The 12,671-nt window shown below is 46.3% G+C and carries 17 protein-coding genes and 2 pseudogenes; 8 read left to right on the top strand and 11 right to left on the bottom strand.

Going from position 1 to position 12,671, the window contains the following annotated elements:
• Positions 1-22: 22 nt before the first annotated feature.
• Positions 23-1,051: pseudogene (locus DXE44_RS07075) on the top strand (mandelate racemase/muconate lactonizing enzyme family protein); the annotation flags it as partial.
• Between the two features lie 76 nt (positions 1,052-1,127).
• On the opposite strand, the gene DXE44_RS07070 reads toward DXE44_RS07075, so the two are convergent.
• From DXE44_RS07070 to DXE44_RS10385, 5 genes are all read right to left on the bottom strand, one after another.
• The gene (locus DXE44_RS07070; protein ID WP_114653795.1) at positions 1,128-3,140 is read right to left on the bottom strand and encodes a TRAP transporter permease; all 2,013 of its coding nucleotides are present in this window, start codon (positions 3,138-3,140) and stop codon (positions 1,128-1,130) included.
• Between the two features lie 70 nt (positions 3,141-3,210).
• Entirely contained in the window at positions 3,211-4,161 is a 951-nt protein-coding gene (locus DXE44_RS07065) for a TAXI family TRAP transporter solute-binding subunit (RefSeq protein ID WP_114653793.1), read from the bottom strand.
• Positions 4,162-4,190: 29 nt separating this feature from the next.
• Positions 4,191-5,117, bottom strand: a complete 927-nt coding sequence (locus DXE44_RS07060) for a dihydrodipicolinate synthase family protein (RefSeq protein WP_114653791.1) — start codon at positions 5,115-5,117, stop codon at positions 4,191-4,193.
• A complete protein-coding gene (locus tag DXE44_RS07055; protein WP_197712924.1) occupies positions 5,053-5,871 on the bottom strand; it encodes a 2-hydroxyacid dehydrogenase in 819 nt (272 codons plus the stop codon). The genes DXE44_RS07060 and DXE44_RS07055 overlap by 65 nt, the downstream gene beginning before the upstream one ends.
• Positions 5,872-5,876: 5 nt before the next feature.
• Complete coding sequence (locus DXE44_RS10385; protein WP_197712860.1) at positions 5,877-6,065, bottom strand: hypothetical protein; 189 nt, start codon at positions 6,063-6,065, stop codon at positions 5,877-5,879.
• 83 nt (positions 6,066-6,148) lie between these two features.
• On the opposite strand from DXE44_RS10385, the gene DXE44_RS07050 reads away from it, so the two are divergent.
• From DXE44_RS07050 to DXE44_RS10715, 3 genes are all read left to right on the top strand, one after another.
• On the top strand, positions 6,149-7,090 hold the full coding sequence (locus DXE44_RS07050; protein ID WP_114654386.1) for a 3-hydroxyacyl-CoA dehydrogenase family protein: 942 nt from the start codon (positions 6,149-6,151) through the stop codon (positions 7,088-7,090).
• Between the two features lie 38 nt (positions 7,091-7,128).
• Positions 7,129-7,359: a cytochrome b/b6 domain-containing protein gene (locus tag DXE44_RS10720; RefSeq protein ID WP_231970610.1), complete on the top strand. Its 231-nt coding sequence runs from the start codon at positions 7,129-7,131 to the stop codon at positions 7,357-7,359.
• 65 nt (positions 7,360-7,424) lie between these two features.
• On the top strand, positions 7,425-7,808 hold the full coding sequence (locus DXE44_RS10715) for a hypothetical protein (RefSeq protein ID WP_231970609.1): 384 nt from the start codon (positions 7,425-7,427) through the stop codon (positions 7,806-7,808).
• On the opposite strand, the pseudogene DXE44_RS07040 reads toward DXE44_RS10715, so the two are convergent.
• Together DXE44_RS07040 and DXE44_RS07035 are read right to left on the bottom strand one after the other, a co-directional pair.
• Positions 7,809-8,247, bottom strand: a pseudogene (locus tag DXE44_RS07040) (c-type cytochrome).
• Between the two features lie 89 nt (positions 8,248-8,336).
• Positions 8,337-8,999, bottom strand: coding sequence for a site-2 protease family protein (locus tag DXE44_RS07035; RefSeq protein WP_114653789.1), 663 nt, complete (start codon positions 8,997-8,999; stop codon positions 8,337-8,339).
• A gap of 28 nt (positions 9,000-9,027) precedes the next feature.
• On the opposite strand from DXE44_RS07035, the gene DXE44_RS10110 reads away from it, so the two are divergent.
• The 4 genes from DXE44_RS10110 (at position 9,028) to crcB (ending at position 10,554) form a co-directional block, all read left to right on the top strand.
• Complete coding sequence (locus tag DXE44_RS10110; protein WP_162785898.1) at positions 9,028-9,195, top strand: hypothetical protein; 168 nt, start codon at positions 9,028-9,030, stop codon at positions 9,193-9,195.
• A gap of 44 nt (positions 9,196-9,239) precedes the next feature.
• Positions 9,240-9,377, top strand: coding sequence for a hypothetical protein (locus DXE44_RS10170; protein ID WP_174221123.1), 138 nt, complete (start codon positions 9,240-9,242; stop codon positions 9,375-9,377).
• A 9-nt stretch (positions 9,378-9,386) separates the two neighbouring features.
• On the top strand, positions 9,387-10,166 hold the full coding sequence (gene ygiD / locus DXE44_RS07030; protein WP_114653788.1) for a 4,5-DOPA-extradiol-dioxygenase: 780 nt from the start codon (positions 9,387-9,389) through the stop codon (positions 10,164-10,166).
• A gap of 88 nt (positions 10,167-10,254) precedes the next feature.
• A complete protein-coding gene (gene crcB, locus DXE44_RS07025; protein ID WP_331851843.1) occupies positions 10,255-10,554 on the top strand; it encodes a fluoride efflux transporter CrcB in 300 nt (99 codons plus the stop codon).
• A gap of 84 nt (positions 10,555-10,638) precedes the next feature.
• Here the strand turns inward: crcB and DXE44_RS10380 are convergent, their stop codons facing one another.
• Genes DXE44_RS10380 through DXE44_RS07010 form a run of 4 tightly spaced genes read right to left on the bottom strand, consistent with a single transcriptional unit; the run spans position 10,639 to position 12,622 of the window.
• A complete protein-coding gene (locus DXE44_RS10380) occupies positions 10,639-10,833 on the bottom strand; it encodes a hypothetical protein (RefSeq protein WP_331851842.1) in 195 nt (64 codons plus the stop codon).
• Positions 10,793-11,104, bottom strand: a complete 312-nt coding sequence (locus tag DXE44_RS07020) for a chromate transporter (protein ID WP_197712858.1) — start codon at positions 11,102-11,104, stop codon at positions 10,793-10,795. Before DXE44_RS07020 ends, DXE44_RS10380 begins: the two co-directional genes overlap by 41 nt.
• Entirely contained in the window at positions 11,101-11,640 is a 540-nt protein-coding gene (locus tag DXE44_RS07015; RefSeq protein ID WP_114653787.1) for a chromate transporter, read from the bottom strand. Before DXE44_RS07015 ends, DXE44_RS07020 begins: the two co-directional genes overlap by 4 nt.
• 7 nt (positions 11,641-11,647) lie before the next feature.
• On the bottom strand, positions 11,648-12,622 hold the full coding sequence (locus tag DXE44_RS07010) for a D-2-hydroxyacid dehydrogenase family protein (RefSeq protein ID WP_114653786.1): 975 nt from the start codon (positions 12,620-12,622) through the stop codon (positions 11,648-11,650).
• Positions 12,623-12,671: the final 49 nt, after the last annotated feature.

Genomic DNA, 12,671 nt, shown 5'->3' with positions numbered 1-12,671 from the left:
GTAAATGATGCATGTTAATTAGCGACTGCGTGGTAAGGATGGTAATGAGGGTATTGGCTTTTGCTATGTTGGTAGTGCTGGCGGGGATATTGCTAAGATTGCAGTGGAACAATTGCTGGCCCCAAAACTGATTGGTCAAAACAGTCATCGCAGCGAAGGCTTGTGGATGGATATGTATAACGAGTCTATTTTGCAAGGGCGCGCTGGTGCAGTCATGCGTGGCATCTCCATCTTGGATACCGCGCTTTGGGATTTAAATGCCCGTGCCGCAAAATTACCTCTTCACCATTACTTAGGCTCAGTTGTAGATGATCGTGTGCCAGCTTATGCCAGTGGTGGATATTATTTAGATGGCAAAACACCTGCCAAGCTGGGCAAGGAGATGGAGTCTTACGTTAAGCAGGGTTTTAAGGCAGTCAAAATGAAGGTGGGGCGTCTATCCCTAAGAGAAGAAGAAGCGCGCGTTAAGGCTGCTCGTAAGGCTGTAGGGGAGGATGTTTTACTGACCTTGGATGCCAATAATGCTTGGCGTGATCTGCCAACTGCTCTGGAATACATCCGTCGCTTTGAGGCTTACAACCCATACTGGATTGAGGAGCCATTTTCACCAGATGCGATTGACCTGCATGCGGCGCTGGCTCGCCAAACCAAGATCAACGTTGCTACCGGCGAGATGGAGGCTGGGCGCTGGCGTTTTCGGGAGTTGATTGATGCTGGTGGCGCAGCTATTCTGCAGTCGGATGCAGCGGTGTGTGGCGGCATTACCGAATGGCGTCGTATTTCAGCCTATGCAGATTTAAAGGGTGTAATTATTTGCCCGCATTGGATGCATGACCTACATGCGCCTTTGGTGGCCGCAACTCCCAATGCGCGCTTTGTAGAATTCTTCTTGGACGATCAGGTCTTGAACTTCCGTAGATTAATTAACAAACAGCTGGCCTTTAAGAACGGCGATTTAATTCTGCATAAAACCCCAGGATTAGGTTTTGAGTTTGATGAAGCTGCGATTAAAAAATATGCCGGTAAAGTGGCCTGGACCAAGATTACCTAATGTGATTAGTCGCTTGCTAGAAAATAAAAAATCCCGCACATAATGCGGGATTTTTTATTGGCTTATGACGCTTAGTTTACGGCAAAATTCTTCGAAGCCTACGGTTTCTGAGCGCTTGCGTGATGAGCACGATGCCAAATCCTGCAAAGCCTAATAAATCAGTTTCATTTGCGGGGTAGGCGAGAGCAACACCTGAAGCCACCATCACCACTCGCTCAAATACATTGGTTTTTTCAATAAACCAACCCTGCAATCCACCTGCAAGGCAAATAACGCCCATGACTGCAGTAAAGGAGATCCAGGCAATTTGACTCCAATCAGCCTGAGCTAATGCAGTGGTTGATCCCATTAATAAAAGGCTGACACCAGACTTATCTAAAACAAACATAAATGGCACCAAGATGGCGGGGGCAACATACTTCCAGGTTTGCAGTGTTGTCTTGTAAGGATTACCTTTGCAAATCGCTGCCGCCGCAAATGGCGAGAGGGCTGTTGGAGGGGAAACCTCAGAGAGCACAGCGTAGTAGAAGATGAACATATGCGCCGCAAAATCAGGTACACCTAAGTTAATTAGGGCAGGAGCGGCAATCACAGCACAAATAATATATGACGCCGTAACTGGCACTGCAAGACCAACCACCCAGACAACTAAGCCGGTAAAAATGGCAGTTAGCAGTAACGAACCGCCAGCATACTGAATCACAATAGAGCTAAATTTAAGTCCTAAGCCCGTTAAAGTAACCGTACCCACAATCAGACCGGCGCCAGCACAAGTAGCGGTGATTGCTAATACCCCAGTTGATCCAGCGGCAAGAGATTTTGTTAGGTTGGATTGATAAAGGCCTGACCAAAATGGCTCTTTATCTCTAAACCAGGCCCAAGGAATGATGGCGGTATCTTCACGCAACATACTTGAGAATGCCGACACGATTGTTGCGGCAAAGACAGACGTGATTGGTGAGAATCCCATCATCATAAATACAACGATTGAGATTAGCGAGAAAAAGTGGAACCAGTATTTTTTGGTTAATTGCCAGGCGGTTTCAGCTGCCTTGAATTGCAGGTTCTTCATTCCATATTTACGAACGTCAATTTCTACCATGACAAATAATCCAAGGTAAAACAAGATGGTTGGTATGGTAGCCATCAGAATGACATCTAAATACGATATTTTGAGGAAGTCAGCAATCAAGAATGCTGCCGCCCCTAGAACTGGCGGAGAAATGATGGCGCCTAAACCACCTGCAGCCAATAATCCCCCGGCAGCATTTCTTTCATAGCCGACTTTTTCTAACATAGGCGCAGCAACGGAACCCACAGTGACGGTAGTAGCTACACCAGAACCAGATGGTCCGCCCAATAGGAATGAAGACATCACAATGGTTCTGCCAACACCAGAGGATTTGCCGCCCATAGCTGCAAACGAAAAATCAATAAAGAATTTACCTGCGCCAGTGAACTGCAAGAAGGCACCAAAAATTGTAAAGAGGATAATTAGGGTTGCTGACACGTCTACTGCGGTGCCATAAATGCCCTCAAGCGTCATGTACATGTAGCCCACCAAGCGATCGAGATCGTAGCCTTTATGGGTCCATGGAGCGGGAAGGTAATTGCCATACAAGGCGTACAAGAGGAATAGAACGGTTACCGTAACTAAAATTAAGCCATTGGTTCTGCGTACCGCTTCGAGAATCATGAGAATTAGGCAAATCCCCACAAAAACATCAAATTGGGTTGGAAACGTATTTCTGTCAAACAAGTCATCCGCATTACTCAGCATGTAGTACGCAATTAATAGCGAGCCAACTGCAAATATGACGTCCCACCACATAAGTCGGTTCTTAAAGCGAGATGCAATGGGGAAACTTAAAAAGATCAAAAAGAGTACAAGGGCAACGTGAATAACACGTAACTCTTGGGTTGGAACAATTGAATATGCTGCATAGAGATGAAAGAGTGACATGCCCACCGTCACCAGGGTAATAAATTTTGCTAGCAATCCTTTGTAGTCATTGGAATCACCTTCCTCTTCTTTAATGAAGGCATCTAGCTTGGCTTGGGTCTCGTTGTCTATTACGTTTTGAGTCATGTCTCTACTTATATTTTTTATTGGGGTTGCAAAAAAAAGAACGAGGCATGCCCCGCTCTTTTTAACTACATTAATTTACGTTAATGTTTTTTTCTTTGAAATACTTCAAAGCACCAGGGTGATACTGCACTGGAGAGGAGCTTTGCTTTTGATTTTCAAGGGTTACGTTAATGTATTCCTTATGAGTGCGAACTAAATCAATTTTGTTATCGAATACCGCTTTAACAATTTTGTATGCTTCGTCATCTGGCATTTTTGCGTTAACAACCAAAATGTTGGCAACACCGGCAGCTTGATTGTCTTTGGCCATGCCTTTGTAGGTAGTTTTAGGAATTACTGCTTTGAAGTAGAGATTGCCATATTTTTTGTTCATAGCGGCCACTTCATCAGCATTATCAACCATGACAATATTCATACCAGGGCTATTAGCCAAGTCAGTCACTGCAGAGGTTGGTAAGCCGCCCTCCCAGAAAAAGGCATCAATCTTACGGTCTTTCATCACATTAACAGACTCTGCGGCACCTAAACGCTCACGTTGAACATCTTTGTCTTTGTCTAGTCCAGCTGCTTCAAGTAGGCGAAAGGCCATTACTTCAGTTGCGCTACCAGGTGAGCCGGTGCTGACACGCTTACCTTTGAGATCCTTCATAGACTTGATGCCAGTTGATTCAACTGTGACAACGTGCATGAGATTTGGGTAGAGAACGAGTAGTGTGCTCAAATCAATTGGCCTACCCTTGAATTTCCCCTGGCCAGCCTCAGCATCTTTAGCAGCATCAGCCATGGAGAAGCCAACATAAGGTTTTCCTGAGCCAACTAGGTTCAAGTTATCAACTGATCCGCCGGTAACTTCGGCAGTCGCAGACATGCCTGGTACTTTGCTAGAAAGCGCTGAGGCTAAGCCACCACCCATTGGGTAGTAAACGCCACCAGTACCACCGGTTGCAATTGAGAGGTTCTGTGCTTGTGCGGCACCGAACAACATGGCGAGAGATACTGCAATTACTTTAATAAGCTTCATTTTTTGTCTCCTGTTTTACGTCTATGTAATTAAAGGCCTGGCATGCTGAAATTGATTTTTTGTAGCTCGCTTAGTAACTTTGTTTGCTGGTCCGCGCTGAGTTGCATGAGTGGTGGGCGTACGCGTAACCACTCTGGATCCTTACTGAAATGGGCAACTGCAGTTTTCATACCGGCAACCATTTGATACTGAGCGAATTTAGAGCGTACTTGATCTAAGGCTGCTTGGCGTTGATCTACGTCAGATTCTCTCCAATGGGCTGCCAATTCAGCAATAGCCCTAGGGTTTACGTTAGCAGTAGCTGAAATACAACCAACCCCTCCTGCACGAAGGGCACGCATGAGGAAGACTTCGCTACCAGCATACACGCGGAAGCCTGATGGCGCTAATAACTTGATGACGGATTCTGTATAAGCCCAATCGCCAGAGCTGTCTTTCATGCCAATAACAGTTTTTGGATATTCTTTGGCTAAGCGCTCAAGTAAAGAAAGGCTTAGATTAATTTTGGTGACTGGGGGCATACTGTAAATGTAAATTTGCAATGCTGCATTACCAACCTTTTGAATCACTTCTGAGAAGTAGGCAAAGAGACCATCATCAGTAATATCTTTGTAGTAGAACGGTGGCAGCATCAATACGCCCGCGCATTTATGGTCAAGAGCGTGACGTGTCATATTGACTGTGGCATCAATAGACGTAGCGCCCGTACCTGGCATCATGTGCGCTGGGTTTAAGCCACCCTCCACCAGCGTTGTCAATGTAGCCATCTTTTGGCGGGCAGACATGGAATTAGCTTCAGAGTTTGTCCCGAAGATCGCTTGGCCAACACCATTGGCCTCAAGCCATTGACATTGTTTCAGTAATTTCTGGGCATCGGGACTGCCATCTTCTTTAAATGGAGTCAATACAGGCGAGAGCACCGCAGGTAGTGTAGAAGGGTGTAGGGAAATTGTCATGCTTACTCCGTTTTAATTTTTTACTTCTGTCAGAAGTGAGAAGTGATTTTTTATTATAGAAAGCTTCTAAATTATCTATTGCTAAATTTGTCATCAATTGTCGCGTTTCAGAAGTGGCGCTTCCAATATGCGGTGTTAATAGGACATTATCAAGATTTAGAAACCCGATGTTTGGGTTTGGTTCATTTTCAAATACATCGAACGCTGCACCAGCAATGACTTTTTGCTGCAGTGCAACTAAAAGTGCAGCCTCATCCACTACACTCCCGCGTGCAATATTGATGAGGTAGCCCTTAGAGCCTAAGGCCTCTAAGACTTCAGCGTCGATCATTTTTTCTGTTTCTGGGGTGACAGGGCAGGCCAGAAAAAGGACGTCAGATGCCTTGGCTAAAGATTGAATATCGGGGAAGTACTCATATGGGACTTCCTTACGGCTTGGGCCAGTGTAGGCAATCTTGACATTGAATGCTTCTAGGCGCTTAGCCAGGTCTTGTCCGATGCGGCCCATTCCTGCAATGCCGATGCTCTTGCCGGCAAGAGTGGTGGTAACCGTAAATAAACCTTTTGACCAGGCTGCACTTTTAACAAATTCATGCGCTTGGGGTATACGACGCAATAAGCCAAACATCATGCCGATCGCCAGTTCACAAACAGCGTCATTTAAAACGCCTGGGGTATTACTGGCTTTGATTCCCTTCGCCTTGAGGTAATCCAATGGAAGGTTGTCGTAGCCCACCCCACAAGTAGCCACCATCTTTACTAGGGGAGTTTCTCGAGTAATTCGACAGGTAACTGGGTGTTTGAGCGAATCAAAATGCTCTCGTAAGAGCCGGGCGGAATGCTGGAGTTGAGGTCTGGATATCGAACTGGGGTAATGCGCTGGTCAATTACCGCTTGCATTACCTCAGGAAATTGTCCGACCTGCAGTACTGAATTGACTGGGATCATGCCTCAATTACTTTTTTATTGGAATAATGAAATCATTGTAAGAAGATTTGTAATCCTTATCTTACACCGAAGGAGAAATGGAAATGTTGTTTACCCCGTCTGAAACAAAGGTCGTCATTGTCGGTGGCGGCACTATGGGTGCTGATGTAGCAGCCGTATGCGCACGCGGGGGTTGCGCTGTGCAGGTGTTGGAGCCAACCACAGAGCGTCGAGCACTTTTGCCAGACTACTTTGCTAACACCATGATTGACTTGGGTTACGAGCGTCGCCTGCATTTGCTGTCAACTGCTGGCTCCTTGGAAGAAATAGATTGGTCTGAGATTGATTTGGTGATTGAGTGCGTCCCCGAACGCTTGGATATTAAGCAAGAGTTATTTGCCAAGCTGGAGCAGTACGCAAAACCAGAAGCAGTCCTAGTCAGTAACAGCGCCAGCTTTCCAATTAGTGATATCTTAAGAGGATTAAAGACAGCTGCACGAATGATTGGTTTGCACTTCTTCATGCCTGCGCATTTAGTGCCTTGCGTTGAGGTAGTTTATGGGGAGAAGACTTCTCCCATGGTTGGCGAAAGCCTTTCTCGTCTGATGACAGCTTGTGGCATGGTTCCCGTTACCGTGAAAAAAGATCTACCAGGTTTTCTGGCTAACCGTTTGCAACATGCTTTATCATGCGAAGCTTTTGCCATGGTCGATGCTGGCATCGCTAGCTTGAAAGACATCGACAAGGCTGTTCGCTTTGACTTTGGCTTTCGTTACATTGCCGCAGGCCCTGCAATGCAGAGAGACCATGCGGGGCTGGATGTTCATGGTGCAGGCGGGGCAACGATATATCCAACCCTGAACAACTCGCCTGATATTGCAAAATGCTTAAGTGACCGGATTGCTAGCGGTAAGTTAGGTATGAAAACCGGCGAGGGATTCTATTCTTGGACTGCAGAGACTATGAAAGCAGAGCGAGAGCGTTATCAAGAGGCTTTACGTGCAGGCCTCAAGATTATTCAAAAAGATATTCCTGAAATTAAATAAATCAGGTGGTGGTGCCTGCATTGATTTATTCTGCACAGATGAAAAAAATCATTCGTGTATGGGATTTGCCGATTCGCCTGTTTCATTGGCTTTTGGTGATTTGCATTGTTCTGAGCTTTATTACCGTCAAGATTGGCGGCAATGCTATGGAGTTCCATGCGCTAGTCGGTTACTGCGTTCTGAGCTTAATTATTTTTCGATTCTGTTGGGGCTTGATTGGTTCATACCATGCTCGCTTATTTATTTTGTTCCAAGCCCTAAAGAGCTAATTGATTACCTATTAGGTAAAACCAAGGCTGGTCTTGGTCATAACCCTCTAGGCGCTTTATCCGTTTTGGGTTTACTTTTTTCAGTTGGCCTTCAGGCTGTAACTGGTTTATTTGCAAATGACGATATCGCTTTTGAGGGACCGTTTGCAAAATATGTTTCGAATGATACGGTTCAGCTACTAACCTCAATTCACCACATCAATGAGAACATCCTCATCATATTGATCGCACTCCATCTTTGTGCGATTGTGTATTACCAAAAATTCAAAGGCGAGAATTTAATCAAACCCATGCTAGTGGGTGATAAAGAAATTGACCCAAGCGAGCAGGCAAAGTATCTGCCATCTGACTTGGGTCAAGCCTCCAGGGATGGAGGACTGCAACGCGGCTTGGCTTTATTGCTGCTGAGCCTGCTCGCGTTAATTCTGGTTTACTTCATCAAGGGCTGATTACTTTTTCTTAAAGTCATCATGGCAACCTTTGCAGGTAGCACCAGCTGCACCAAAGGCCTTCTTGATCGCCTGACTGTGCTGCAGTATTGAGGTTCGCCACGGCAAGCTGCATTTTTTCTCCGGCAGCTTTAAATTTAGCGTTATCTGACCAAACGCCTGGAAGTGCGTTGCCGCCCTCAGTGCCGGGACCAAATGCTTGCCATGGCAAAGTGGAGAGCATAGCAACAACCGCTGCATTCTTGGTCACCTCATCTTTATTAAATGGCGCTTCACCCTTGACTACTGCGCCAATTTTTCCGAAAGAATTAGCCATCACCGTATAAACACTTTGGCGATACTTAATGGCATCTTCTGGTTTTTTGAACTGCGCATACGCGATTCCGCTTACCAATAATGTTGGTGCAAGCGTTGCTAAAACAAGGTGCTTGAGTTTCATAAGGGCTCCAGTCATTTCATTAAATATGGGGGTGAGGTTCTATCTGCTCAGCATACTCTCGAATGCCGATCCTTGCAGTTGGAGTTTATTTAGAAAACCATCTGTAATGGCAGCGTTACGAAGTAGAGGATGGACTTAAAGAAGGCGATCAAAGGCTCCATCCAAAAACTGCCAATGACACCGGTAAATACAAGCCCAAGAACAATGAAGAAGCCCCAGGGCTCCAGCTTGCCCAAGGCAATCGATTGGCGCGCCGGCAAAAGGCTGGATAGAATGCGACCCCCGTCTAAGGGTGGTAGGGGGAACAGATTAAACACCATGAGCACTAAATTCCAAGTAATGCCAGCTTGTGACATTCCCAATAGGAACCGCTCATTAACTCCAAATCCAATGAGAGTAATCAAGAAAATGGCCCAAATGAGGGCTTGAGCGAAATTTGAGCCAGGTCCTGCTAGGACTACCCAAATTGAGTCAATTCGGGGGTTGCGCAAGCGCCCAAAGTTCACCGGTACTGGCTTGGCGTAGCCGATTAAAAATGGTGAGCTTGCCAAAATCAACATCAGGGGGATCAGGATGGTGCCCACTGGATCTATATGTTTAATGGGGTTCAAGCTGACTCTGCCCAGCATATATGCGGTATTGTCACCAAAGTAGCGGGCTGCATAGCCATGTGCTGCCTCATGGATGGTGATGGCAAAAATCAAAGGAATCGCATTAATAGCGATAGCTTGGATAGAATAGTCAGTAATCATGGCAATATGATATCCATAGGAGCAAAAAGTGACTGATGATAAAAAACCTGAATCAAAAACCCCGGCTAAGCCAGTAGTAGCTAAGCCGGTAGCCCGTCCACCAGCCCCAAAAGGCCCATCTGGTCCTGGCGGAAGGCCTCAAGCAGGCTTTGGCGGCGGAAAAGGCGTGATGCGTAAGGCTGGCCGCGGCCGATAGTGGATAATTGCAACACTAATTAATGTGTTTAATGAGGATTTAGCATGAACGAATGGCATAAAGAGTCGAAAGACGAAGTCAATAAGAAAATCATCACTTTGATCGTGATGTTGGCAGCCGCCACTAGCTTGGCTATTTTGTTTGCATTGGTTGCAGCTCATACTGGTTACGTATTCGGCTAATCTGCATTAATGACTAGCCATCGCCAACCTGCAGTATTTGCAGGCCATGGCAGTCCGATGTACGCTATTGAGCCCAATCGCTACACAGCGGCATGGGCCAGTCTTGGTAAATCGCTTAAACGCCCAGATGTCATCCTAGTCATCTCGGCCCATTGGGTAACCCGGGGAGTATGGGTTACCGCAATGCCTAAACCTAAAACAATTCATGACTTTGGCGGATTTCCCCAGGCCTTGTTTGATATTCAATATCCAGCACCTGGCAGTCCCGCGTTAGCTGATCGAGTTAAAGACTTACTCGATGTTCCTGTTGTTCTTGAGGAGAATGAATGGGGTATTGATCATGGTGCCTGGTCTGTCCTCAAATACCTTTATCCCGATGCTGATGTTCCTATAGTTCAGTTGAGTTTAGATGGCTCAATGTCTGCGGGTGAGCACTACGAACTTGCCAAGAAGTTACGTCCTTTGCGTGATGAGAATATTCTGATTTTGGCGAGTGGCAATGTTGTGCATAACTTACGCACTATTGATTGGGGGGAGGGTGTAACACCCTATCCATGGGCTAGAGAGTTCAATGATTTCTTTGTTTCAGAGATGAAGGTTGGTCACCATGAGACTTTAATTCATTGGGAGCAATTTGGCGACTCTGCTCATTTGTCTATTCCGACCCCGGAACATTATTGGCCTGCCTTGTATATCCTTGCTTTGCAAGAACGCGATGAGGCGCCTAAAGTATTAGTGGATGGAGTAGAAATGGGTTCCATCGGTATGCTTACTTTTTCAATTCAATAAATAATTATCATGTGGCTATCTATTCTTGCAATCTTCTGTGGTGCTGGTCTCGGAGCCTTGCTGAGGGGCGGGGTTTAATCTTGCAACAGTGAGCCTTGCAGCGACGCTTCCTTTGGGAACTTTTATTTCTAATATGGTTGGTGGTTACTTAATTGGCATTGCGGTAGCTTTTTTTGGCAATAACCCCAGCCTTTCCCCTGAATGGAAGTTATTCATCATTACTGGGTTCTTGGGCGGCCTCACAACTTTCTCTAGTTTTTCTGCTGATGTTGTCGGCTTTATGCAGCGCGGTGAAATGACGTGGGCGCTAGGTACTGCACTCTTAAATTTGTTTGGCTCGCTCGCCTTAACATTCTTGGGTATTTTGACCTACCAGGCGCTGAAGTAAGCTTTTCGAATGGGCTAATTCTGGTGGTTAAACAAGCCCTATGGCGCCCAAGATTGTACCGAGCCCGATTAAATATAAAGGGTGCTAGCGAGTAAAAGCAGTAACCCCAATGGTGATGAGTGTGAGTGCATACGCCGCATAGCTGTGATTAATTTGTAGCGCAATTTGCCATGCCGAAGAAAGCACTAAGCCAATGGCAAGAGCTGCCGCTGCATATTGAATAGACTTCTTTTTGTGCTCATCTCTCATTCTTAGGATAAGACGCTGCAAGTGATACACCAAGATAGAGGAGGGCCATGAAATAGCAATAGTTGCAATCAGCCCCCCCTAAAACTCCATAGACATGCCAGCCAATCAGTGTGACTGTCATGAAGTTCGGCCCTGGAGCGGCTTGAGCAATTGCAAAATAATCAGCAAAAGTTTGAAGGTCTATCCAATGCTCTTGGTAAACCGATAAATTGAGCAGGCTGGGAAGTAGCGCATTTACTCCGCCAAAGGCAATGAGCGAAAAAGTCGATAGCTTGAGAAACAGGCTTAGAAAAATACTCATAGTTTGCGAGCTTTCTTTTGCGCCAAAATCCAAGCAAGTGGTGATGCAATTAATACCACCCAGCCAAGACCCAGCTGGTAATAGCTGGCAGCAATTACAGTCACAAGCACCACTAGGAGCATTGCCGGAAAGCGCAACTCATCACGTAACATCTTGATGCCAGTAGAGGCGATTAAACCAACCCCAACGGCAGATATTCCTCGGAGTGCTCCTTGAGCCGATTCCAAATAGCTATAGTGGGTATACAAGAGTGCCAGCAGCATGACGATACAAATTGGCCCTAGTGTTAGACCTGCAACTGCTGCAAAAGCATCCCTGGCTCCACCAAAGCGTGAGCCAATACACACTGCTAGGTTGACAATATTTGGGCCAGGAACAATCTGGCAAATACCCAAGATGGAGCTGAATTCTTCAGATGTGAGAATTTTGTCTTGCTCAACTAGTGTGCGTCGTGCCCATGGCAGGACGCCACCAAAACCAGACATACCGATTTTGCTGAAGCTAATGAATAATTCGGTTGGGGTAAGTGTCTTCAAAGAATGATTAAGGCTCAAATGGATACGGTAGCGGCTTGTGCTCGAGCCATGCCTCTAGAGTATCAACAATTCCTTTGGAGAACATTGCAAAAACAGGCTCAGCCACAAATCCTAGGTGAGGCGTGGTGAGTAAATTGGGGATGTTTCTTAGGGCATCATTTGTGGGGAGTGGCTCAATCTCAAACACATCAATCGCTGCTTGACCGGGCCTACCAGCGGCTAGCGCGTCTTGCAGGGCCTGTGTATCAATGAGGGCGGAGCGTGAGGTGTTCACTAGCAGCGCGTCGGACCGCATCATCGCTAATTCTTGGGCGCCAATTAACCCCTTTGTTTTTGGTCCGGCTACCAGATGCAGGCTAATAACCTTAGATGTTTTCAGAAGCTCTTCTAGACCGACCGACTTGACATTTTGGGCAGCAGCGCGTTTAGTTGTCATGTTGGGGCTCCAAGTAACAAGCTCCATTCCAAAGGCTTGCCCCACTTTGGCAACAGCACTACCGATTGAACCTAAACCGATAATCCCAAGACGCTCACCGGACAGCATTGGTGGAACAGAGAGCTCATCGCGCCAGCCACCAGAGTGCAACAAGTTATTTTGGCGAACTAAGTGTTTTGAAGCACCTAGGATTAAAGCCCAAGTCAGCTCGGTAGTGGTTTCCTTGGAGGGGCCTCCTGGCGTGCAGGCAACCGGAATATTGCGTGATATCAAGGCAGATGCATCTAGGGTACCGTTACGCTTGCCGGTAAATAGGAATAACTTCAGCTTTGGGAGGTGAGCAATCAGGGCTTCATTAAAAGGGGTGCGATCCCTCACCAGCACAATCACATCCGCATCTTTAACTGCTTCATATAGGGCTTCACCATGAAGGGGTTCATGGTGAATGGTGATATGGCACTGCCGATCTACTTTGTCCCAATTGGAAAAGCGACGGAGGGCGTGCTCATAGTCGCCAAGAATGACAACGTTAGGTAAATTAGCCATGTCTCTCGAATCGTTATTAAATTATGCTGTTTGAGTTTACTATCTATCT

The organism is Polynucleobacter necessarius, from assembly GCF_900095175.1.
Classification (GTDB): domain Bacteria; phylum Pseudomonadota; class Gammaproteobacteria; order Burkholderiales; family Burkholderiaceae; genus Polynucleobacter; species Polynucleobacter necessarius_I.
Note: the sequence above shows the minus strand (reverse complement) of the source record. Positions and strands in the feature narration are given on the sequence as shown.

Bases quoted from the DNA above. Each gene is read 5' to 3' on its own strand.
- DXE44_RS07070 (WP_114653795.1), bottom strand. From the start codon at position 3,140: ATGACTCAAAACGTAATAGACAACGAGACCCAAGCCAAGCTAGATGCC.
- DXE44_RS07065 (WP_114653793.1), bottom strand. From the start codon at position 4,161: ATGAAGCTTATTAAAGTAATTGCAGTATCTCTCGCCATGTTGTTCGGT.
- DXE44_RS07060 (WP_114653791.1), bottom strand. From the start codon at position 5,117: ATGACAATTTCCCTACACCCTTCTACACTACCTGCGGTGCTCTCGCCT.
- DXE44_RS07055 (WP_197712924.1), bottom strand. From the start codon at position 5,871: ATGGTGGCTACTTGTGGGGTGGGCTACGACAACCTTCCATTGGATTAC.
- DXE44_RS10385 (WP_197712860.1), bottom strand. From the start codon at position 6,065: ATGATCCCAGTCAATTCAGTACTGCAGGTCGGACAATTTCCTGAGGTA.
- DXE44_RS07050 (WP_114654386.1), top strand. From the start codon at position 6,149: ATGTTGTTTACCCCGTCTGAAACAAAGGTCGTCATTGTCGGTGGCGGC.
- DXE44_RS10720 (WP_231970610.1), top strand. From the start codon at position 7,129: ATGAAAAAAATCATTCGTGTATGGGATTTGCCGATTCGCCTGTTTCAT.
- DXE44_RS07035 (WP_114653789.1), bottom strand. From the start codon at position 8,999: ATGATTACTGACTATTCTATCCAAGCTATCGCTATTAATGCGATTCCT.
- DXE44_RS10170 (WP_174221123.1), top strand. From the start codon at position 9,240: ATGAACGAATGGCATAAAGAGTCGAAAGACGAAGTCAATAAGAAAATC.
- ygiD (WP_114653788.1), top strand. From the start codon at position 9,387: ATGACTAGCCATCGCCAACCTGCAGTATTTGCAGGCCATGGCAGTCCG.
- DXE44_RS07020 (WP_197712858.1), bottom strand. From the start codon at position 11,104: ATGAGTATTTTTCTAAGCCTGTTTCTCAAGCTATCGACTTTTTCGCTC.
- DXE44_RS07010 (WP_114653786.1), bottom strand. From the start codon at position 12,622: ATGGCTAATTTACCTAACGTTGTCATTCTTGGCGACTATGAGCACGCC.